General features: G+C 69.5%; 23 protein-coding genes. 10 read left to right on the plus strand and 13 right to left on the minus strand.

Annotated features, from left to right (window positions below; genetic code table 11):
• The first annotated feature begins 20 nt into the window (after positions 1 to 20).
• Positions 21 to 854: a sulfurtransferase gene (locus KBC94_RS09880; RefSeq protein ID WP_294369395.1), complete on the plus strand. Its 834-nt coding sequence runs from the start codon at positions 21 to 23 to the stop codon at positions 852 to 854.
• Positions 855 to 906: 52 nt separating this feature from the next.
• Here the strand turns inward: KBC94_RS09880 and KBC94_RS09885 are convergent, their stop codons facing one another.
• The 4 genes from KBC94_RS09885 to KBC94_RS09900 form a co-directional block, all read right to left on the minus strand.
• The gene (locus KBC94_RS09885; RefSeq protein WP_294369399.1) at positions 907 to 1,854 is read right to left on the minus strand and encodes a pirin family protein; all 948 of its coding nucleotides are present in this window, start codon (positions 1,852 to 1,854) and stop codon (positions 907 to 909) included.
• 43 nt (positions 1,855 to 1,897) lie between these two features.
• The gene (locus tag KBC94_RS09890; RefSeq protein WP_294369401.1) at positions 1,898 to 2,449 is read right to left on the minus strand and encodes a flavodoxin family protein; all 552 of its coding nucleotides are present in this window, start codon (positions 2,447 to 2,449) and stop codon (positions 1,898 to 1,900) included.
• A 69-nt stretch (positions 2,450 to 2,518) separates the two neighbouring features.
• The gene (locus tag KBC94_RS09895; RefSeq protein WP_294369404.1) at positions 2,519 to 2,941 is read right to left on the minus strand and encodes a DoxX family protein; all 423 of its coding nucleotides are present in this window, start codon (positions 2,939 to 2,941) and stop codon (positions 2,519 to 2,521) included.
• 137 nt (positions 2,942 to 3,078) lie between these two features.
• Complete coding sequence (locus KBC94_RS09900; protein WP_294369407.1) at positions 3,079 to 3,780, minus strand: pirin family protein; 702 nt, start codon at positions 3,778 to 3,780, stop codon at positions 3,079 to 3,081.
• A gap of 170 nt (positions 3,781 to 3,950) precedes the next feature.
• Between KBC94_RS09900 and KBC94_RS09905 the strand changes: the two genes are divergently transcribed.
• The 8 genes from KBC94_RS09905 to KBC94_RS09940 all read left to right on the plus strand — a co-directional run bounded on the left by KBC94_RS09905 (position 3,951) and on the right by KBC94_RS09940 (position 12,136).
• Positions 3,951 to 4,904, plus strand: coding sequence for a LysR family transcriptional regulator (locus tag KBC94_RS09905; protein WP_294369409.1), 954 nt, complete (start codon positions 3,951 to 3,953; stop codon positions 4,902 to 4,904).
• A gap of 131 nt (positions 4,905 to 5,035) precedes the next feature.
• The gene (locus KBC94_RS09910; protein WP_294369412.1) at positions 5,036 to 6,094 is read left to right on the plus strand and encodes an FAD-dependent oxidoreductase; all 1,059 of its coding nucleotides are present in this window, start codon (positions 5,036 to 5,038) and stop codon (positions 6,092 to 6,094) included.
• Positions 6,091 to 7,002, plus strand: a complete 912-nt coding sequence (gluQRS, locus tag KBC94_RS09915) for a tRNA glutamyl-Q(34) synthetase GluQRS (protein ID WP_294369871.1) — start codon at positions 6,091 to 6,093, stop codon at positions 7,000 to 7,002. Before KBC94_RS09910 ends, gluQRS begins: the two co-directional genes overlap by 4 nt.
• Positions 6,999 to 7,739 (plus strand): tRNA (guanosine(46)-N7)-methyltransferase TrmB, encoded by a 741-nt coding sequence (trmB, locus tag KBC94_RS09920; RefSeq protein ID WP_294369414.1) that lies wholly within the window; start codon positions 6,999 to 7,001, stop codon positions 7,737 to 7,739. The genes gluQRS and trmB overlap by 4 nt, the downstream gene beginning before the upstream one ends.
• Positions 7,740 to 7,832: 93 nt before the next feature.
• Positions 7,833 to 8,420: an HD domain-containing protein gene (locus KBC94_RS09925; protein ID WP_294369416.1), complete on the plus strand. Its 588-nt coding sequence runs from the start codon at positions 7,833 to 7,835 to the stop codon at positions 8,418 to 8,420.
• A 76-nt stretch (positions 8,421 to 8,496) separates the two neighbouring features.
• Positions 8,497 to 9,270, plus strand: coding sequence for a class II aldolase/adducin family protein (locus tag KBC94_RS09930; protein WP_294369419.1), 774 nt, complete (start codon positions 8,497 to 8,499; stop codon positions 9,268 to 9,270).
• 48 nt (positions 9,271 to 9,318) lie between these two features.
• Positions 9,319 to 11,601, plus strand: coding sequence for a beta-glucosidase BglX (gene bglX, locus KBC94_RS09935; RefSeq protein ID WP_294369420.1), 2,283 nt, complete (start codon positions 9,319 to 9,321; stop codon positions 11,599 to 11,601).
• Between the two features lie 172 nt (positions 11,602 to 11,773).
• Positions 11,774 to 12,136, plus strand: a complete 363-nt coding sequence (locus tag KBC94_RS09940; protein WP_294369423.1) for a hypothetical protein — start codon at positions 11,774 to 11,776, stop codon at positions 12,134 to 12,136.
• Between the two features lie 118 nt (positions 12,137 to 12,254).
• Here the strand turns inward: KBC94_RS09940 and KBC94_RS09945 are convergent, their stop codons facing one another.
• The 8 genes from KBC94_RS09945 to KBC94_RS09980 form a co-directional block, all read right to left on the minus strand.
• Entirely contained in the window at positions 12,255 to 13,205 is a 951-nt protein-coding gene (locus KBC94_RS09945) for a tripartite tricarboxylate transporter substrate binding protein (protein WP_294369872.1), read from the minus strand.
• A 299-nt stretch (positions 13,206 to 13,504) separates the two neighbouring features.
• On the minus strand, positions 13,505 to 13,948 hold the full coding sequence (cynS, locus tag KBC94_RS09950; RefSeq protein WP_294369425.1) for a cyanase: 444 nt from the start codon (positions 13,946 to 13,948) through the stop codon (positions 13,505 to 13,507).
• Between the two features lie 51 nt (positions 13,949 to 13,999).
• Positions 14,000 to 14,866, minus strand: coding sequence for an ABC transporter ATP-binding protein (locus KBC94_RS09955; protein WP_294369875.1), 867 nt, complete (start codon positions 14,864 to 14,866; stop codon positions 14,000 to 14,002).
• Positions 14,867 to 14,882: 16 nt separating this feature from the next.
• Positions 14,883 to 15,764 carry a nitrate ABC transporter permease gene (gene ntrB / locus KBC94_RS09960; protein ID WP_294369428.1) on the minus strand — a complete coding sequence of 294 codons (882 nt, stop codon included), beginning with the start codon at positions 15,762 to 15,764 and terminating at the stop codon, positions 14,883 to 14,885.
• A 13-nt stretch (positions 15,765 to 15,777) separates the two neighbouring features.
• A complete protein-coding gene (locus tag KBC94_RS09965; RefSeq protein WP_294369431.1) occupies positions 15,778 to 17,154 on the minus strand; it encodes a CmpA/NrtA family ABC transporter substrate-binding protein in 1,377 nt (458 codons plus the stop codon).
• A gap of 133 nt (positions 17,155 to 17,287) precedes the next feature.
• On the minus strand, positions 17,288 to 17,986 hold the full coding sequence (locus tag KBC94_RS09970) for a response regulator transcription factor (RefSeq protein WP_294369434.1): 699 nt from the start codon (positions 17,984 to 17,986) through the stop codon (positions 17,288 to 17,290).
• Positions 17,983 to 19,143: a PAS domain-containing sensor histidine kinase gene (locus KBC94_RS09975; RefSeq protein ID WP_294369877.1), complete on the minus strand. Its 1,161-nt coding sequence runs from the start codon at positions 19,141 to 19,143 to the stop codon at positions 17,983 to 17,985. Before KBC94_RS09975 ends, KBC94_RS09970 begins: the two co-directional genes overlap by 4 nt.
• 94 nt (positions 19,144 to 19,237) lie before the next feature.
• Complete coding sequence (locus KBC94_RS09980; protein ID WP_294369435.1) at positions 19,238 to 19,708, minus strand: nuclear transport factor 2 family protein; 471 nt, start codon at positions 19,706 to 19,708, stop codon at positions 19,238 to 19,240.
• 70 nt (positions 19,709 to 19,778) lie between these two features.
• Here KBC94_RS09980 and KBC94_RS09985 point away from each other — a divergent pair, with 70 nt between their 5' ends.
• Positions 19,779 to 20,378: a TetR/AcrR family transcriptional regulator gene (locus KBC94_RS09985; RefSeq protein ID WP_294369437.1), complete on the plus strand. Its 600-nt coding sequence runs from the start codon at positions 19,779 to 19,781 to the stop codon at positions 20,376 to 20,378.
• 6 nt (positions 20,379 to 20,384) lie between these two features.
• On the opposite strand, the gene KBC94_RS09990 is transcribed toward KBC94_RS09985, so the two are convergent.
• Positions 20,385 to 21,371, minus strand: coding sequence for a 2-dehydropantoate 2-reductase (locus KBC94_RS09990; RefSeq protein WP_294369879.1), 987 nt, complete (start codon positions 21,369 to 21,371; stop codon positions 20,385 to 20,387).
• Between the last annotated feature and the right edge of the window lie 59 nt (positions 21,372 to 21,430).

The raw sequence follows: 21,430 nt of genomic DNA on the forward strand, positions 1-21,430 counted from the left end.
CTCATGTCAACCGAAGCCGGATGTGCCCGATCACGCGCGGACGCCTTCCTACAATCCGCGCCGTGTCCGAATCCGTGCTCAACATCTCCGCCTATCTCTTCGTGCCCATCGACGACCGCGACACGCTGCGGCCGCACCTGCTGGAGCGCTGCAAAGCGCTCAGCTTGATGGGCACCATCCTGCTGGCCGAGGAAGGCATCAACCTTTTCCTGGCAGGCGCGCCCGAGGCAGTGCGCGGCTTCGTGGCCGAGCTGCGTGCCGATCCGCGCTTCGCGCCGCTGGCGCCCAAGGAAAGCTGGTCCGCCCACCAGCCCTTCCGCCGCATGCTGGTCAAGAACAAGCGCGAGATCATCCGCATGGACCATCCGGCCATCCGCCCTTCCGCCGGCCGTGCGCCGGCAGTGGATGCGCCGACGCTGCGCCGCTGGCTGGACCAGGGGCACGACGACGCCGGCCAACCTGTGGTGATGCTGGACACCCGCAATGCCTTCGAGGTGGACTACGGCACCTTCGAGGACGCCATCGACTGGCGCATCGGCAAGTTCAGCGAGTTTCCGGCGGCGGTGCAGGCGCACCGCGACCAGTTGGAGGGCAAGACGGTGGTGAGCTTCTGCACCGGCGGCATCCGCTGCGAGAAGGCCGCCATCTACATGCACGAGCTGGGGCTGACGAATGTGCTGCAGCTCGAAGGCGGCATCCTCAAGTATTTCGAGGAAGTGGGCGGCGCCCACTACCGCGGCGACTGCTTCGTCTTCGATGGCCGCGAGGCCCTGGCGCCGGACCTGAGCGCGCGCTCGTCGCATGCGAGCGCACGGGCCTTCGAGGACCCGGATCTGCCGATCAAGCAGGGTTGAGGGCGCCGAAGTCGGGCGGCACCGCTGCCCGTGGCCAAACCTGCCCGCCTGCTCAAGCCTTGGAATTGCCTTCCGGCTCCGCCGCACTCGTCTGCGACTGCGTCTTGAAGGGATGGTCCGGCAGCGGGATGAATTCGGTCTCGCCGGGCACATGGCCCATGCGCTGCGCCTCCCAGTCCGCACCGGCCTGCAGGATGCGCTCGCGGCGGCTGGAGACGAAGTTCCAGCTCATGAAGCGCGGCCCGTCCAGCGGCGCGCCGCCCACCACCACCAGGCGGCGCGCGCCATCGGCGGTGATGCGCACCGGGGGCCGCTCGCCGGCCGCGGCGTCCTCGTCGGGCAGCACGCCCATGGTGTGCTGCGGCAGGGGCTCGCCGCCCAGCATCACGTCGCCATCGACGGCATAGACAGCCATCTGCGGCGCCAGCGGCGGCAGCGAAAAGGCGCCGCCTGCGGGCAGCGCGATGTCCAGGTAGAGCGTGGGCATCAAGGTGGGCACCGGCGAGCGCAGGCCGAAGGCCTCGCCCACCAGCACGCGCACCGGCACGCCCTCCACCTCCGTCGCGGGAATGTCCGCGGCGGCCGTGTGCGAGAAGCTGGGCTCGACCTCCTCATGCTCGCGGGGCAGCGCGCACCACAGCTGCAGGCCATGGTTGACGTAGGTCTCGGTCTTGAGCGCCTCGGGCTTGCGCTCGGAATGCACGATGCCGCGGCCCGCGGTCATCCAGTTGATGGCGCCGGGGCGGATCTCCTGTTCGGTGCCCAGGCTGTCGCGGTGCATCATCGCGCCCTCGAACAGGTAGGTCACCGTCGCCAGGCCGATGTGCGGGTGGGGCCGCACGTCGTGCTGGTCCTCCGGGGTTTCGGTGGCCGGACCGAAATGGTCGAAGAAGACGAAGGGGCCGACCGCGCGCCGTTGCGCGGCCGGCAGCACGCGGCGAACCTGAAAGCCGCCGCCCAGGTCCTTGGCATGCGGATGGAGCGTGAGAAGGTCGGACATGGCGGCTCTCCGGTTCGGTTGGCGTGGATGGGATGCAGAGGGATCAGGCCAGCAGCTTCAGCGCGCCTTGCAGGCGCTCGCCGAAGGCGCGGGCCGTCTGCAGGTCGCCGGCCGGGATCTCGGCCGGGCTCGCGTCTGCGGGCGAGGTGGTCATCAGGCCACCGAAGCCACCGACGTAGTTGAGCGAGTCGCGGCTGGATTCCTTCTTGTTGCTCGGCACGATGCCCAGGCCAGCCCACAGGCCGCCGTGCTGCATCGCCAACTGCCAGAAGTACGCGATGGTGGCGAACTTGTCGCCGTTCATGGTGGCGCTGTTGGTGAAGCCGGCGAAGAGCTTGTCCTTCCAGCCCTGGACGAACCAGACCTTGGACGAGGCGTCGGCGAACTTCTTGAACTGCCAGCTGGGGGCGCCCATGTAGGTCGGCGCGCCGAAGACGATCAGCTTGGCCGCAGCCAGCGTTTCCCAGCCGCCTTCGGGCAGGTTGCCATCCGCGTCGATGGCGATCACGGCGGCGTTGGCGCCTTCTGCGACGGCCTGCGCGACGCGCTGGGTGTGGCCGTAGCCGGAGTGGTAGACGATGGCGATGTCGGTCATGGGAGTTCCAGGTTCAGAAAAAAAATGGAAAAAGATGGGCCATGGCGCCAGCGCCGCGGCCCGCGGGCATCACTTCTTGTCGATGCTGAAACGGCCGGGGCCGAAGGCAAAGAAGGCCAGGAAGCCGCCGGCAATGGCGAAGTTCTTGAAGAAGTTGGTCTTCTGGGCCATCACCATTTCGGGGGGCACATTCCAGAAGGCATGGCCCAGGAAGGCGGTGGCGACGGTGAACACGGCCAGGATGATGGCCATCAGGCGCGTCTTGAAGCCGACCAGGAAGAGCAGACAGACCAGCAGTTCGACCACCACGGCGATCACCGCCGCCACCTCGGGCATGGGCACGCCGATCTTGCCGAAATAGCCGACGGTGCCGGCAAAGCCGGTGAGCTTGCTCCAGCCCGCCGGCAGGAACAGCAGCGCGATGAGCACGCGGCCGACCAGGGCTGCGGCGTCCTGGGTCGGGGTGGTGTTGGAGGTCTGGGTGATGGCCATGGAAGTAGCTCCTTGCGTTGAAAAAATCGGTTTGGACAGATTGGAAGCAGTGAAAGATGCCGCCGCATGACGGACGGCACCGCGAAGGGAATCGATGAAGAAACGGCCCGCACAGGGCGGGCCGTCTCATTCTGCGATCACGGCGCCAGGTCGAACACCAGCACCTCGGCGTCCTGGCCGCCGGCCAGGCTCAGCTGCGACTCGGCCGCGATCATCGCCGCATCGCCGCCCTGCAGGCGCTGGCCGTTGACGTCCAGCGCACCGCGGATCAGGTGCACATAAGCCTTGCGGGCCGGGTCGAGCTTCAGCTCGGCCGTCTCATCGCCGTCGAACAGACCGGCATAGAGCCGCGCGTCGGCATGCATGCTCACGGCGCCGGCTTCGCCTTCGGGCGCCGCCACCAGGGCCAGCTTGCCGCGCTTGTCGGCCACGTCGACCTGCTTCTGCTCATAGCCCGGCGGGATGCCGCGCACATTGGGTTCGATCCAGATCTGCAGGAAGTGCGTGGTCTGGTCGGCCTTGTGGTTGAACTCGCTGTGCATCACGCCGCGGCCCGCGCTCATGCGCTGGACGTCGCCGGGCGGGATCGATTCGACGTTGCCCATGCTGTCTTTGTGGGCCAGCTCTCCGTCGAGCACGTAGCTGATGATCTCCATGTCGCGGTGGCCATGGGTGCCGAAGCCGGCGCCGGCGGCCACGCGGTCCTCGTTGATCACCCGCAGGTTGCCCCAGCCCATGAAGGCGGGGTCGTAGTAGCCGGCGAACGAGAAGCTGTGAAAGGACTTGAGCCAGCCATGGTCGGCATAGCCACGTTCCTGGGACTTGCGGATCTGCAGCATGATGTTGAACTCCTTCGAATGGGGCTGGCGGTGGCGCCTGCTGCGCCGGCCTTCCCCGGTAGGCGGCACCGAACTGCGCCGCGATGGGATGAACTTTAGGCCGGCGGACCCGGCTTGAAACCGCAGTGCATTGAAGACGTCGTTCAAATTTTTTGAATGACAATCCGGCCATGCCCACCGCCCGCGAAGTCCTCACGCCCGACGCCCTGGCCATGCTGCAGACCGTGGTCGACCGCGGCAGCTTCGCCGCCGCCGCCCGCAGCCTGGGGCTGGTGCCCTCGGCCCTCACCTACCGTGTGCGGCAGATCGAGGACGCGCTGGACGTGCTGCTGTTCGACCGCAGCGCCCGCCAGGCCAAACTGACCGAGGCGGGCCGCGAACTGCTGCGCGATGCGGTGCGGCTGTTGGGCGAGATCGACGCGGTGGCGAACCGCGTGCGCCGCATCGCCACGGGCTGGGAACCTCAGCTGACCATCGCCATCGACAGCGTGATCGCCCGCGACCCGCTCTACGACCTGGTGGGCGCCTTCTATGCCCTGGCGCCACCCACGCGGCTGAAGCTGCGCGACGAGACCCTGCTGGGCACCATCGAGGCGCTGACCAGCGGTCAGGCCGACCTGGCCATCGGCTCGGTGCTCGACGCGGACGGGCTGGGCTTCACCGGCACCGGCATCCGCAGCTGTGTGCTGGGTCAGCTGTCCTTCGTCTATGCCGTGGCACCGAACCATCCGCTCACGCGCACCAGCTTGCCCGTCACCGAGGCCATGATGCGCCAGCACCGCGCCGTCGCCGCCGCCGATTCGGCGCGGCTGTCGCAAGGCATGAACGTCAACCTGCTGGCCGGGCAGGACGTGCTCACCGTGCCCACCATGCAGGCCAAGCTGCATGCCCAGCTGCACGGGCTGGGTGCCGGCTTCCTGCCCGAGCCGATGGCCCGGCCCTATGTGGAGGCCGGCCACCTGGTTGCGCTCCCCACCGAACGCGCCGCCCCCACCACCAACATGCATGCCGCATGGCGCGTGCGCAGCGCCGCCCAGCCAGGCCTGGCGCTGCAGTGGTGGCTGTCGCAGTTCGAGCATACGGGCACGCGCGAGGCCCTGCTGACGCAGCACCGCGGCCGCTGAAGGCGAGGCCACTGGCCGGCGGCCCGACCGTACCGGGGACAAACCCGGTCGCCCTGCGTTGGCGCAGCATGGTGCGTCATCGGTGCGGTTAGAGTCGCACGACCATCCCGCTGCCCGCAACACCTGCCGCCATGCCCCTCACCGACGCCGACCGCCCCGATTTCCAACCCCGCCGAATCGCCATCGTGGGCGCAGGCATCGCCGGCCTCGCGGCGGCGCGCACGCTGGCGCAAGCCGGCCTGGAGGTGGCGGTGTTCGAGCAGGCGTCCACGCCCGGCGGACGGCTGGCCAGCCTGGACAGCCGCACCGGCAGCTTCGACACCGGCGCCCAGTACTTCACCGTCCGTGACGAGCGCTTCCGCCGGGCCCTGGACGCCACCGCCGCGCCCTGCCGCCGCTGGAGCGCCAACGCCGTGCGCGTGCTCGATGCCCTGGGCCGGGTGGTCGAAGCCTCGCTGCCGGGCCTGGAACCGCACTGGGTCGGCCTGCCCCGCATGGACGGCCTGGCCGCCCACTGGGCGGCGCCGCTGGGCCATGCCCTGCACCTGGGCACCACCGTCTCGTGCCTGGAGGCCGACACGCTGCAGCCCGGCCGCTGGCAGCTGCGCACACAGGGCGACGGCGACGACCACGCCGTGCATGCCGGCTTCGATGCCGTGCTGCTGACCGTGCCGGCCGGCGCGGCGCGCAGCCTGTTGCAGCCCGTGGCCCCTGCCCTGGCCGCGCCGCTGGCACCGGTGCGCATCGCGCCCTGCTGGTCGCTGCACATCGCCTTCGCGCAGGCCAGCCAGCCCGGCCTGCCCCACCTGGGACCGCAGTGGAACTGCGCCCGCTCCACCCACCACCGCGTGGCCTGGCTGGCGCGCGAATCGTCCAAGCCCGGCCGCGGCAGCATCGAACGCTGGACGGTCCAGGCCAGCGCCCCATGGTCGGCCGAGCACATCGGCGACGACGCGGCCCGCGTGCAGGCCAAGCTGCTTCGGGCCTTTGCCGAGATCACCGGCATCCGCGTGGAGCCCTCCTTCGCCCACGCCCGCTTGTGGACCGAAGCCAAGACCGAGACGCCGCTCGGCCGCAGCCATCTCTGGAACGCCGCCTCGGGCATCGGCATCGCGGGCGACTGGTGCCTGGGCCACCGGGTCGAGGACGCCTTCGTCTCGGGGCTGGAACTGGCGCTGGCCATCCTCTGAGGTCCGTGCCCGGCTACATCGGCCGCTTCGCGCCCTCGCCCACCGGCCCCCTGCATGCGGGCTCGCTCGTGGCGGCGCTGGCCAGCTGGCTGGATGCACGCGCAGCCGGCGGCTGCTGGCTGGTGCGCATCGAGGACGCCGACACCGAACGCTGCCTGCCCGGCATGGGCGAGCACATCCTGCAGCAGCTGGCCGCCTGCGGCCTGGTGCCGGACGAGGCGCCGGTCTGGCAGACGGCGCGCGTCGGTCGTTATCAGGCCGCACTGGAGCGGCTGATCGGTGCCGGCCTGGCCTATCCCTGCGGCTGCACGCGCCGCGAGATCGACGCGGTGCTGGCCGCACAGGGCATCGGCCACGACCGCCATGGCGAGCGCGTCTATCCCGGCACCTGCCGCCACGGCCTGAACGGCAAGGCGCCTCGGGCCTGGCGCTTCGCCACCTGGCGCATGCTGGCGTCGACCGTCGACTGGACCGATCGACGTCTGGGCGCGCAGCAGCAGGATGTGCTGCGCGAGGTCGGCGACTTCGTGCTGCGCCGCGCCGACGGACCCTGGGCCTACCAGCTCGCCGTGGTGGTGGACGATGCCGAGCAGGGCGTCACCGACGTCGTCCGCGGCGCAGACCTGACCGACAACACGCCACGCCAGATCCTGCTGCAGCGCGCCCTTGGCCTGCCGACGCCGCGCTACCTGCACACCCCGCTGGTGCTGGGTGCCAATGGCGAAAAGCTGTCCAAGCAGAACGGCGCCGCGGCCATCGATACCGGCACGGCCACCGCGGCGCGGTTGGCACTGGACGCCGCCGCGCAGGCCCTGGGGCTCCCCGCTGCACCATTGCGAGATGGTGTCCGACAGGCCCTGGAGGGCTGGGTCGCACCCTGGGCCGCTCTCTACAATCCCGCTCCGTGACCGCCGACGAAACGAACGACTCCGCCGCTGCCCCGCCTGAAGCCGGCGACACCGAACATCCCCACCGCCGCATCCGCAGCTTCGTGCGGCGCGCCGGCCGCACCACCGATGCGCAGGCCCGTGCCTATGCGGACTTCGGCCCGCAGTACCTGATTCCCTACCGCCCCGCGACGCTCGATTTCGTACAGGTCTTCGGTCGCGCGGCACCCACCGTGCTGGAGATCGGATTCGGCATGGGCGAAGCCACCGCGCACATCGCCCGCGTGCGTCCGGAGGACAACTTCCTCTGCTGCGAGGTGCACGAGCCCGGCGTGGGCGCGCTGCTCAAGCGCGCCGGGGAGCAGGGCCTGGCCAACATCCGCATCGTGGCGCACGATGCCGTGGAGGTGTTGCAGCACATGATTCCGCCCGGCAGCCTGGCCGGGGTGCACGTGTTCTTTCCCGATCCCTGGCACAAGAAGCGGCACCACAAGCGCCGGCTGATCCAGCCCGGCTTCGTGCACCAACTGGCCGAGCACCTGGCCCCCGGCGGCTACCTGCATTGCGCCACCGACTGGCAGCCCTATGCCGAGCAGATGGTCGAGGTGCTGGCAGGCGAGCCGCTATTGGCCAATACAGCCGCACCCGATGCGGGTGGTTTCGCGTCCAAGCCGGAGTACCGGCCGCTGACCAAGTTCGAGAACCGGGGCATCAAGCTCGGCCACGGCGTGTGGGACGTCGTCTTCACCAGGCGCTGACCGCATTCGCCGCTCCTGTCGTCTGCCGGACAGACGGCGCCCGCTGCGCCGGCCTACAGTGCCGTCTCCCCCACGACAACGACGGAGACGACCATGGCCCACAGGGCGACTTTCGTGCGCATGCAGGACAGCACGCGCGAGGACTGGCAGGCCATCAGTGGCGAGTTCATGCACTTCGCCAGCGGGCTGCCCGAGCGCGTGATGGCGCACCTGAAGCTGCTCGAAGGCGACTACGGCGGCTTTCCGGTGGACCGCTACACCCACAGCCTGCAGACCGCCACCCGCGCCCTGCGTGACGGTCGGGACGAGGAATACGTGGTCTGCGCCCTGCTGCACGACATCGGCGATACGCTGGGCGCCTTCAACCATCCGGACATCGCCGCCGCCATCCTCCAGCCCTTCGTCAGCGAGGAGAACCACTGGATGGTCAAGCACCACGGCATCTTCCAGGGCCACTATTTCTTCCACCACATCGGGCTGGACCGCGACCTGCGCGAGCAGTTCCGCACGCATCCGCACTTCGACCGCACGGCCGAGTTCTGCGAGCTCTACGACAACCCGGCCTTCGACCCCAAGGGCGAGACGTTGCCCATTGCCGAGTTCGAACCCATGCTGCGCCGCCTGATGGCCCAGCCGCGCCAGAGCATCTACAAGAAGGCCCTGGCCACAGAAGCGGCTTGAGTGGGCACGCTGCCGCCGTTGCCCATCCCCGCGACCATCCGAACCTGCCGCCCGCGCGGCGCACAAGGAGACACCCATGAACGCCACCTCCCAAGCCGAACTCAGCGAAGTCCGCCGCCTCGTCTCCGACGAGGAATGGCAGCTGCGCGTGGACCTCGCCGCCTGCTACCGCCTCGTGGCGCTGTACGGCTGGAGCGACCTGGTCTTCACCCACATCAGCGCCCGCATCCCGGGGCCGGACCATCACTTCCTCATCAACCCCTACGGGATGATGTTCGACGAGATCACGGCTTCCAGCCTGGTCAAGGTGGACATGGACTGCAACAAGCTGATCGACTCGCCGTACCCGGTCAACCCGGCCGGCTTCGTGATCCACAGCTGCATCCACGCCGCCCGCGACGACGTGCAGTGTGTGCTGCACACCCACAGCCGTGCCGGCGTGGCCGTCAGCGCCCAGAAATGCGGCGTGCTGCCCATCAGCCAGCAGAGCACCTTCGTGCTGGCCTCGCTGGCGCATCACGACTACGAAGGCGTGGCCGTGCGCGACGACGAGAAGCCGCGCCTGCAGCAGGACCTCGGCCGCAACAACTACATGCTGCTGCGCAACCACGGTCTGCTGACCGTGGGCAAGACGGTGGCCGACGCCTTCCTGCACATGTACACGTTCGAGAACGCCTGCCGTATCCAGATCGACGCCCAGGCCGGCGGCGAGCTGGTCCATGTCAACCCGCAGATCATGGACGGCATCAGCCAGGTGATGAAGAAGGTCACCACCGGCCAGGGCGCCAACATCGCCTGGCCGGCGCTGCTGCGCAAACTGGACCGCGAGAGCCCGGGCTACAAGGACTGAGCCCGGCCTTGGGCCGGGGACTTTTGACCTTTGTTGACAATTGGCGGCATGCATCGCCGCCAAGCCCTGCTCCGTCTTGCCTCGCTCCCCATCGCCACCGGCCTCGCCGGCTGCGCCGAGCTCCAGAAACCCGCCGAAGCCCTCGCCGAATCCCTGGCCGCCGATGCCCGCATCGAGGCGCTGATCCTGCGCATGACCATCGACGAGAAGGTCGGCCAGCTGAGCCTCTACGCCCCCGCCGCCGAGGAGATCCTGGGCAATCCGCAGACCGGCCAGGTCGGGCTGCGCCAGCAGCTCGATGACATCCGCGCCGGCCGCGTCATGGGCCTGTTCAATGGCGAGGGGCTGGCGGCCAAGCGCCGCGCTCAGGAGGTGGCGGTGCGCGAATCGCGCCTGGGCATCCCGCTGCTCTTCGGCGTGGACATCATCCATGGCTTCCGCACCGTGTTCCCGGTGCCGCTGGCGGAGGCCGCCAGCTGGGATCCGGCGCTTTCCGAGCGCACGGCCCGTGCCGCCGCCCGCGAAGGCACGGCCGACGGCTTCCGCTGGACCTTCGCACCCATGATCGACATCGCCCGCGATGCCCGCTGGGGCCGCGTCGTCGAGGGCTATGGCGAGGACGTGCTGCTCACCCGCCGCTTCGCGGCCGCCCGCGTGCGCGGCTTCCAGACGGCGGACCTGTCGCGCGCCGACGCCATGCTGGCCACGCCCAAGCATTTCGCCGGCTACGGCGCGGCCGAAGGCGGGCTGGACTATGCCGCCGTGGACCTGTCGGAGCGCACCCTGCGCGACGTCTACCTGCCGCCCTTCAAGGCCGCCATCGATGCCGGCGCCCTGTCGGTGATGGCGGCCTTCAACGAGATCGGCGGCGTGCCCTCCAATGCCAATCCCTGGCTGCTGACACAGGTGCTGCGGCGGGAATGGGGCTTCGAGGGCTTCGTGGTCTCGGACTACACGGCCGACGAGGAACTGATCGCCCATGGCTTTGCGGCCGACGAGCGCGAGGCCGCCCGCCGCGCCTTCCTGGCCGGCACGGATGTGAGCATGCAGAGTGGCCTGTACATGCGCCACCTGCCCGAGCTGGTGCGCAGCGGCGATGTCTCCATGGCGCGGCTGGACCAGGCCGTGCGACGCGTGCTGCGCGTCAAACAGCGGCTGGGCCTGTTCGAGCAGCCCTTCCGCGGACTGCAGGAGGACGCGCCCGGCGCGCCGCCGCGCTTCGACGGCGCCGCCCACCGCCGGCTGGCCCGCGAGGCTGCGCAGCGTTCCATCGTGCTGCTGAAGAACAGCGGCGACCTGCTGCCGCTGCCCAAGTCGGGCAAGCGCATCGCGCTGATCGGGCCCTTTGCGGATGCGCAGTCGCTCTTCGGGCCGTGGCGGCCCTTTCCGGGCCAGCTGCCACCGGTGGGCATCGAGGACGCGATCCGCGCGCAACTGGCCGATCCGTCGCTGCTGAGCGTCGTGCGTGGCAGCGACGTGGAATCGCCGCTCGATGGCGGCATCGCGCAGGCCGTGGCGGCCGCGCGCCAGGCCGACGTGGTGGTCATGACGCTGGGCGAGAGCGACCAGATGTCGGGCGAATCGCGTTCGCGCACCGACATCGAGGTGCCGCAGGCCCAGCAGCAGTTGGCCGAGGCCGTGGCGGCCACGGGCAAGCCGGTGGTCGTGCTGCTGCGCAACGGCCGCGCGCTGGCCCTGCGCGGCGCGGTGCGCAACGCGCAGGCGCTGCTGGTCACGTGGTTCCTGGGCACCGAGACGGGGCCGGCCATCGCCGACACCCTGTTCGGCGACGTGTCGCCTTCCGGCCGGCTGCCGGTGAGCTTTCCGCAGACGCCGGGGCAGGTGCCCTTCTACTACGCGCACAAGCGCACCGGCCGGCCCGATACGCAGGGCGGGCCCGGGCGCTTCCGCACCCGCTACCTGGATGCGACCAACGAGCCGCTCTACGCCTTCGGGCACGGGCTGGGCTACTCGGCCGTGCGCTACGGCGCACTGGAAGTCAGCCCCGGCCGCATGGCGCCCGACCAGCCGCTGCGTGTGATGGCCAGCGTCACCAACGCCGGCACCCGCGCCGTCGACGAGACGGTGCAGCTCTACATCGGCGCCCGCGCCGCCAGCTTCACGCGGCCCGTGCGCGAGCTCAAAGCCTTCCACCGCGTGCGCATCGAGGCCGGGCAGACCGTGCAGGTGCATTTCCTGCTCACCCGCGAGGACCTGCTCTTCACCGGCGCCGACATGCGCCCCACGGTGGATACCGGCGAGTTCGACCTGTGGGTGGGGCCCTCGGCCATCGCGGGGCTGCACGCCACCTTCATGCTCGTGCCCGGCTGAGTGGATGTCACGGCCTTCCTGCCCCGCATACGGTGGAAGGCCAAGACAGCGGCCACACATGCCCATGTCCCCCTGACAGGGCCCATCGGCCCTCTCCCACAGGGTGCACGACGGTCACCGCGCAAGGTTCTTCCATGCGTCGGCACATCGCCGACCCCAGAAGGAGCACACCATGGCCAGAAGCAGCATCCTGGGCAGCGCGGACAACACCCTGCCCCACGACGACGACACCACCCTGCTGGGCCCGAGCGACAACTCGGACAGCGGCAGCGACACGGTGGGCGAGGACGCCTTTCTCGCACGTCCCGAGGACAGCCCCGGCGGGCCCATGCTGGAGCCGCTTGGCGGCGCCACCGATGCGTCCGGCACCGGCGAGCGCGCGGACGTCGAGGGCACAGTGACGCCCGATGCCGACATCCTGCCCGACCGCATCGTTGGCCCCAACGACGGCATGACAGATGACGACGTGCGCGTCGCCGTAGGAGAAATGGTCGAGGACGACGCGGAAGACGAAGGCGAAGACGACGATGTCTGAACGGCGCTCTGAACCGCGGCGCCCCGCCAGCGCATGAACGAAGGGCGGTCCGACTTGCGTCGGACCGCCCTTCTTGTGTGCCGTGCACGCGCCAGAAGCGCGAGCTACGCCAACGTGCTCAATCGGCCTGGATGCCCAGTTCCTTGACCACGCGCGTGAAGCGCTCCAGGTCGGCCGCCGTCGTCTTGGCCAGCACGTCCGGCGCGCCACCGACCGGGATGGTGCCCAGCGTCTTCATCTTGGCGGCCACGTCGGGCATCTTGATGATCTCGTTGATGTGGGTGTTGAGCGTCTTCACGATCTCGGGCGACAGGCCCTTGGGACCGTACAGGCCGTTCCAGGCCGTGACCTCGACGTTCTTGTAGCCCAGTTCGGCCAGCGTCGGCACGTCGGGCGCCAGCGGGCTGCGCTGGGCCTGGGCGACGGCGAACAGGCGCATCTTGCCGTCGGCGAGGTAGGGCGCGATGGGGCCGTAGGTGATCCACGTCAGGGGCACATGGCCGCCGGCGATGTCGGTCAGGGCTGGGGCGACGCCGCGGTACGGCACGTGGCGGAAGTTGGCGCCGGTGCTCTTGTTGAACATCTCGCCCAGCACGTGCATGGGCGAGCCGCTGCCGGGGCTGGCATAGGCCAGCTCGCTCTTCTTGGACTCGTCCATCGCCTCCTTCAGCGACTTGGCCTTGGTGCCCGGGCCTGCGGCGATGAACAGCGGCTGCGCGCCCGTCTGGATGATGGGCGTGAAGCCGCTCAGCACGTCATAGCCGGCCTGGGGCGTGGTCTTGAGTACCAGCTGTGCCATGGCGAAGGTGTTGGGTGCCATCAGCAAGGTGTAGCCATCGGGCTGGGCCTTGCCCACGAAGGCGCTGCCGATCACACCGCTGGCGCCGGGCTTGTTGTCCACCAGCACCGGCTGGCCCAGGCGCGGGGCCAGCTTCTCGGCGAAGACGCGCGCCAGCGCGTCGGTGTCGCCGCCTGCCGGATAGGCGACGACGATGGTGATCGGCTTGGACGGCCAGTTGCCCTGCGCCAGTGCGGCGCTGGCGGCAGCGACCAGTCCCAGGCCCAGCATCAGGGCGCGGAGTAGTTTCGTGGGAAAGGACATGATTGATTAATAGGTGAAACGACGATTCTTTTCTGAAATACGACAGCGAGATTAAGGGCTGTCGACGGCTTTGGTATGCGGGTTGTTCCTAGGTTAGATGGCTCTTCTGATTCACATATGAATCAACGATCTATTACGGGAACGTTTATGCAGGAAGCATGCCCAAGCAAAACGCCCCGGCGCAGCCTGCGTCGGGGCGTTTTTCGGAACGCTGGCGGACGGTGGTGCGTCCGGCCGGCCTCGCGCACCGCAGCGGTGCGCGAGGCTCAATAGGTCTTGTAGGGCAGGAACTTGCCCGACAGCACCACGTTCACGCGGTCGCCCTTGGGATCGGGCTCGCGCACGATGTCCATCTTGAAGTCGATGGCGCTCATGATTCCGTCGCCGAACTCCTCGTGGATCAGTTCCTTGATGGTGGTGCCGTAGACGTTGACGATCTCGTACCAGCGGTAGATCAGCGGATCGGTGGGCACGGCCGTGGGCAGCGAGCCCTTGTAGGGCACGACCTGCAGCCACTTCTGCTCGTCGGCGCCGAGGCCGAAGATCTCGCCGATGGTGGCGGCCTGGGCGGCGTCCAGCGTCATCTGGCCCAGGCAGGCGGCCGTGACCCATTCCTTCGAGAGACCGACCTGTTCGGCCACGGAGGCCCAGGTGATGCCCTTGGACACCTTGGTGGCGATGATCTTCTCGGTGACGTCGTTGCGGTTCATGCGATGGCTCCTTGTGTGTGGGGAGGGGTTGGAAGAAGGAAACGAGGGTCGTCACACCGCATGGGCGCGGCTGACCAGGAAATCGACGATGTGGTTGCGCAGCTCGTAGTAGCCGGGCAGCCGGTGCAGGCCGGCCCGCGTGCGCTCGCGCGGCAGCGCCACCTGCACCGATTCGGCAATGCCGCCCGGCCGCCATTGGCCGCCCGGGAGTTCGACGCCGTTGCGCATCAGCAGGATGCGGTCGGCCAGCAGGATGGCCTCGTCCACGTCGTGGGTGATCATGAACACCGTCTGCTGCGTGCGCTGGACGATGGCCAGCAGCTCGTCCTGGATCGTGCCGCGCGTCAGCGCATCCAGGGCGCCGAAGGGCTCGTCCAGCAGCAGCATCTTGGGCTCGATGGCGAAGGCGCGGGCGATGCCCACGCGCTGCTTCATGCCGCCCGACAGCTGCGAGGGCTTCTTGTCCAGCGCGGCCGACAGGCCGACCAGAGCCACGTACTTCTCGACATGGGCCGCCACCTGCGCCCGGCTCCACTGCGGCCAGCGCGACTCGACGGCGAAGGCGATGTTGCGACGCACGGTCAGCCAGGGCATGAGCGCATGGTTCTGGAACACCACGCCGCGCTCCAGGCTGGGGCCGCGCAACTCTCGGCCGCCCATGAACACATGGCCCTGGTCGGCCTCGTCGAGTCCAGCCAGCACGTTGAGGATGGTGGTCTTGCCGCTGCCGGAGTGGCCGATGATGCAGACGAACTCGCCCCGGGCCACGCCGAAGCCCACGTCGGCAAACACCGGGCGGCCGGGCTGGAACACGCGGCCCAGGCCCTGCACCTGCAGGAAGGCGCCGGCGTTCGGCGAGAGCGGTGCGGCCGACACGGTGGCCCCCTCCGCAATGGGGCTGGCCTGGACCGGGGGCATGGACATCATGGCGGGCTCACTCCACATAGGTCACCTTCTTCTGCAGCGCCGCGAAGCCCAGGTCCAGCAGCATGCCGACCACGCCGATCAGCAGGATGGCGAAGATCACATGGGTCAGCGACAGGTTGTTCCACTCGTTCCAGAGGAAGTAGCCGATGCCGGTGCCGCCCACCAGCATCTCGGCCGCCACGATCACCAGCCAGGCGATGCCCATGCTGATGCGCATGCCGGTGAAGATGGTGGGCGCCGCCGCCGGCAGGATCACCCGCAGCGCCCGCCGCAAGGGCCGCACCTCCAGCGTGCTGGCCACGTTGAGCCACTCGCGCTTGACCGATGCCACGCCGAAGGCGGTGTTGATCAGCATCGGCCACACCGAGCAGATGAAGATCACGAACACGCCCGACACCGACGAATCCTTGATGGTGTAGAGCGCAAGCGGCATCCAGGCCAGCGGCGAGATCGGCTTGAGCACCTGGATGAAGGGGTCGAAGGCCTTGCGCATCAGCGGCGACATGCCGATCAGAAAGCCCGCCGGCACCGCCACCACGCAGGCCAGGGCAAAGCCCAGCCCCACGCGCAGCAGCGACCAGCCCAGCTGGATCGCGATGCCCTTGTCGTTGGGCCCGTTGTCGTAGAAGGGATCGGACAGCTCCTCCACGATGGTGCGTCCCAGTTGGGCGGGCGTCGGAAAGCCGCTGCTCTTCTGGGTCCCGGCGGCCGGGTCCTTGCCCATCAGCCTGAGGTAATCGATCTGCTCCTGCGTCAGGCCGGCGGTGCTGCCGGCCGTGGCCACCGGCGCGGTGGCCAGGTGCCAGCCGGCCAGCAAGAGCACGAGCAGCAGCAGCGACACGATGGCCGCACGCACGGTGAGCGAGGACGAGGTCCTGTTCATGGCCATGGCGGTCCCCGCCTCAGGCCATCTTCGCGATGGCGAAGCTCTTGACGTACGCCTCGGGCTTGGCAGGGTCGAACTCCTTGCCCATCACCTTGAAGCGCGGATACGCGCCCTCCGGCGCCTTCCAGCCGGCGGCGGCCATCTGCTTCTTGGCGTCCGTCAGCAAAAAGACCTTCTCGGCGATCTGGCGGTAGTCGATGTCGCCCTTGACGTAGCCCCAGCGCTTCATCTGCGTGAGCATCCAGACGGCCATGCTCTGCCAGGGCACGGGATCGAAGTTGGCGCGGTCGGGCACGTTCTTCACGGCGCCCAGGCCGTCGGCGTACTTGCCGGTGAGCACCTGCGCGATCACCGTCTCGGGCTGGTTGAGGTACTGCGTGGGCGCGATCACCTTGGCGATCAGCTCGCGGTCCTTGGGCTGGCTGGCCATGAACGAGGCGTTGATCACCGCGCGGTACAGCGCTGCGAAGGTGGCCGGGTTCTGCTGGATGAAGGCCTCGCTCACGCCGAAGGCGCAGCACGGGTGGCCGTCCCATATCTCCTTCGACAGGATGTGGATGAAGCCGACCTCGTCGTACACCGCCCGCTGGTTGAACGGGTCCGGCCCCAGGAAGCCGTCGATGTTGCCGGCGCGCAGGTTGGCCACCATCTCGGGCGGCGGCGTGACGCGGATCTGCACGTCGGTGTCGGGGTTCACGCCATGCTCCGCCAGGTAGTAGCGCAGCAGGAAGTTGTGCATGCTGTATTCGAAGGGCACCGCGAACTTCATGCCCTTCCACTGCTTCGGGTCCCGCTTGTCCTTGTGCTTGACGTGCAGGGTGATGGCCTGGCCGTTGGTGTTCTGGATGGTGGCCACCTTCATCGGCACCTGCGTGGAGCCCAGGCCCATGCTGATGGCCAGCGGCATGGGCGACAAGAAGTGGCTGGCGTCGTGCTCGCGGCTGAGCATCTTGTCGCGGATGAGCGCCCAGCCTGCGGTCTTGTTGAGCTGGACGTTGAGGCCTTCCTTTTTATAGAAGCCCAGAGGGTCGGCCATGATCAGCGGCGTGGCGCAGGTGATGGCGATGAAGCCGATCTTCAGGTCCTTCTTCTCGGGCGTGCGCTGCTCCTGCGCCATCGCCTGCAGCGAGGCGACGGGCAGCAGCGAGGCGATGGCCGCCCGGGCCGTGCCGGCCCCCACGGCCTGCAGAAAGCGCCTGCGCAGCGGCTCGTGCGGAAAGAGCGCCTTCACCAGGCTCGCCTCCACGAAGTCGCGCGAGGCCTCCTCCACCGAAGCGGCTGCGGCGCCGTGGTCGCCAGGGGCATGGTCCTGGCCGCAGGCGCACCGCAGCATCAGCGGGCGTTCGGCGTCATAGGGGTCGGGACGGCGGTCGATGGCAGGCAGACGGGACATGCTTCACCTCGTTGATGGAATGTCCTCGCCTTGCAACGCATGGGCCGGAATGGGCCAACACCGATGCGCCCTCGACAAATCGCGCCCGCACCGTCGAGCCCCTGTAGGGCTGCCACTACACGGGCGGCCGGAATCAGGGCCGGGTGCCGCCCTGGGCCAGCCTTTCGGCGTAGAGCGCGAGCTCGACGTCGTTCTTGGTGCCGGTCTTTTCGAGCACGCGCGCCCGGTAGGTGCTGACGGTGTTGGGTGCCAGGCCCAGGCGCGCACCAATCTCGCTCACGCTGTGCCCCGTCGTGAGCAGGCGGAAGACCTGGTGCTCGCGGTGCGACAGCGCTTCGGTGGCGGCGCCGCCGCGGCCCACGGCGGCCGCCAGCGCCTCGGCAGTGGCAGCCGTCACGTGGATGCCACCGGCCGCCGCCTTGCGCACGGCCGCCACCATCTCGTCCGCATCGGCGCTCTTGTTGAGGTAGCCGGCCGCGCCCAGGCGGATGCAGCGCACGGCGTACTGCCGCTCCGGGTAGGTGGAGATCATCACGACCGGCAGCGTGGGCCAGTCGGCGCGCAGGGCCTGCAGCACGTCCAGCCCGTCGCGGCCGGGCAGCGCGATGTCCAGCAGCACCAGGTCGATGCCCGCGCGTCCGCCCAGGGCGGCCACCTGCGCCAGCACCTCGGGCCCGGTCACGGCCTCGGCGGCGACCACGATCTCGGGCGCACCGTTGGCCGGGTCGCCCAGCACCTGGCGCAGGCCTTCGCGCACGATGCGGTGGTCGTCGCCGATCAGCACGCGCACGGCGGCGGGGCGGGAAGCGGTCGTCGGGGTGTTTGGCGTCATGGCGCCGGCATGCGAAGGTGCAGCGTGGTGCCCTGCCCCACCGTGCTGTGCACGTCCACCGTGCCGCCGAAATGCAGGGCGCGCTCCCGCATGCCGCGGATGCCGTAGGAGCCCGGCGCGTGGAAGGCCTGCACGGGCGCGCCCGCGCCGTCGTCGCTCACCATCAGGTGCAGGCTGCCACCGACGATGCGGATGTCGATGTCGACCCGGCTGGCGCGGGCATGGCGCACGACATTGCTCAGCATCTCCTGGAAGATGCGGAACACCGCCATTGCCGCCGGCTCGGGCAGCTCGGGCGCGCCATCCACGGCCATGCGCCAGCACAGCGCCAGTTCGGCCGACTGGACGAACTCGTTGGCCTGCCACTCCAGCGCCGCCCACAGGCCCTGGTGGTCGAGGATGCTGGGCCGCAGGTCGGTGATGATGCGCCCCACGTTGTCCACGGCCCGCTCGATGAGCTGGCTCATGTTGTCGCACTTGGCGCGCAGCTGCAGGCGCATCGCTTCGGCCTCGGCCGGTTCGCGCGCCTTCTGCTCGCCCAGGCGGCGGTTGACCCAGTCGACGTCCATCTTCATGCCCACCAGCAGGCTGCCGAGTTCGTCGTGCACCTCGCGCGCGATGCGCGTCCGCTCTTCCTCGCGCACCGAGTCCATCCAGGCCGACAGCGCACGCACCTGGCTGAGCGCGGCGCTCAGCTCGGCCGTGCGCTCCGCCACGCGTCGCTCCATCTCGTCGCGCGATTCACGCATGGCCTGCGCGGCACGCTTTCGCTCGGTGATGTCGACGAAGGTGATGACGGCGCCGCGCACCGTGTCGCCGTCCACGATGGGATAGCTGGAGTATTCGACCGCGAAGCAGCTGCCGTCGCGGCGCCAGAACACCTCGCTGTCGATGCGGCACGGCAGGCCGCGGCGGAAGGCGTTGAAGATCGGGCAATCGGTGTCGGCATAGACCGAGCCGTCGGGATGCGAATGGTGCGTGAGCTCGTGCATGTTGCGGCCCAGCACCTCGGCGGCGTCATGGCCCAGCAGCTCGGCCCCGGCCCGGTTGATGAACATGCAGTGCCCGTCCAGGTCGATGCCGAAGATGCCTTCGCCGGTGGACTCCAGCAGCAGGCCCAGGCGCCGGTGCCGGGGCACGCCATCGCCCAGGTCCATCGGGGAAAGCGCGCCCGCGAAGGCGCCAGGGTCGTGCACAGCCATGCACCATCCGCATGCAACCGCCGTGCCTGCAAGGTGCACGGCGTGCCGCTCAGAGGCCGAGCTCTTCCAGCCCCGGATGGTCGTCGGGCCGGCGCCCCAGCGGCCAGTGGAAGCGGCGGTCGCTTTCGGCGATGGGCAGGTCGTTGATGCTGGCGAATCGCCGCTGCATCAGGCCCTGTTCGTTGAACTCCCAGTTCTCGTTGCCGTAGCTGCGGAACCAGTGGCCCGAGTCGTCGCGCCATTCGTAGGCGAAGCGCACGGCGATGCGGTTGCCGCCGAAGGCCCAGAGGCCCTTGATCAGCCGGTAGTCCAGCTCTCGCGCCCACTTGCGCTGCAGGAAGGCGCGCGCGGCCTCGCGGCCGACCGGGAACTCGGTGCGGTTGCGCCAGACGGTGTCCTCGGTGTAGACCTGGGCCACCCGGTCGGGATCGCGGGAGTTCCAGGCGTCCTCGGCGCCGCGCACCTTCTGGGTGGCGGATTCGAGCGTAAAGGGCGGCAGGGGTGGGCGGGTGTCGGTCATCAGAGTCAGGCTCCTGGGGTGGCAAGGGTGGAAAGCGGCCGATGTAGACAGACCTGTCTACAATGGCGGCATGCCCTCCCCTGCCCCCCAGGATTCCGAGCTGCCTGCGCGCGACCGCATCCTCTCGACCGCCCACGACCTGTTCTACCGCGACGGCATCCGCGCCACCGGGGTGGACCGGCTGATTGCCGAGTCGGGCGTGGCCAAGCTCACCTTCTACCGGCACTTTCCGAGCAAGGATGCGCTGGTGCGCGCCTTCCTGGACCTCCGGCATGCGCGCTGGATGGCCTGGTTCATCGACGCGCTGGGCCGACATGGCGCCGGCGAGGCCGCGCACGGCAGCGCACACCTCCTGCTGCTCGCCGACGTCCTGGACGAATGGTGCGCGCAGCCGGACTTCCGCGGCTGCGCCTTCATCAACACCGTGGTCGAGCTGGCGCCAGCCCTGCCCGAGGCCGTGGCAGTGGCGCAGGTGCACAAGGCCGAGATGACGCAGGTGATCGCGCAACTGCTGCCGGAAGGGCCGCTGCAGGGCCTGCTGGCCGATGCCGCGGCCCTGGCCTTCGACGGCGCCATCGTGCGGGCACAGATGGCCACCGACGAGGGCGGACGGCAGGCGGCCGTCGCGACGCTGCGCGCCGTGCTGTCCGCACTGGTCGCGCGGCGCTGAGCGCCCTCAGAGCCCCAGCGCCTGCCGCAGTTCGGCTGAACCCAGGCGCGGCGGCGGCGCGGGCCAGCCGCCATCCATCAACGCGACCATGCGCGCGTTGCGCGGCGCATCCAGGCCGTGGCCGCGGGCCAATCGGACCACGGCGCCGCACAGCGCATCGACCTCGGTGCGACGGCCCAGCGCCACGTCGTCGGCCATGCTGGAGCGCGCCTTGGCATCGACCTTGAGCATGGGCGCCGCCACGCGGCGGAAGAGCCAGTCCGGCAGGCGCAGCAGCCCGGGCAACCGGCCGGGCTGCACAGCGGTCATCTGTGCGGGTTCGATGCCCGCGGCACGCAGCACCGCCAACGCTTCGTCGATCAGCGCGGCGAAGCAGCGGCGGTAGCCGCGGTCCAGCAGTTCGTCACGCAGCGGCATGCCCGACAGCGCGTTGACGGGGTTGTTGAGGTTGAGCAGCAGCTTGCCCCACTGCACGCCGGCCATGTCGGCATGCAGGTCCAGCGGCAGGCCGGCGGCCTCGAACACCGGCAGCCAGGGCCGCAGCGCCGCATCGTCCTGTGCTGCCAGCCTGCCGGGCGTGCCGCGGTGGTAGGCACCAGGCGCGAGCTCAGCGATGTTGTAGGGCACCATGCCCGGCAGGGCGCGCAGCGCAGGCGCGGCCGCCTGCACCACGCGGTCGTTGCCGATGCCGTTCTGAAGCGAGAGCACGGGCGTGCCGGCCGGCAGGCTCGCGGCCAGTTCGGCCGCCGCCTGTGCCGTGGCGCCGCCCTTGACCGTGAGCAGCACCAGGGCCGGCCGCGAACCGGCCGGAACGGCCTGCGCCAGGCCCAACTGGGGCGCGCCAACGGTGCGGCGCGCGCCATCGCGGTCGGTCAGCGTGAGCCCCTTGGCCGCCAGCGCCTCCACCACGCGCGACCGCCCCACGAAGGTCACCGGCACGCCTGCGGCAGCCAGGCAGCCACCGACGTAACAGCCAACGGCGCCCGCCCCCATGACCAGCACCTCGCCCGGTACGGACGGCTCGGAAGCGACCGGCACGTTCATCTGTATGG

Source organism: Pseudacidovorax sp. (genome assembly GCF_017991995.1).
GTDB lineage: Bacteria > Pseudomonadota > Gammaproteobacteria > Burkholderiales > Burkholderiaceae_C > Xenophilus.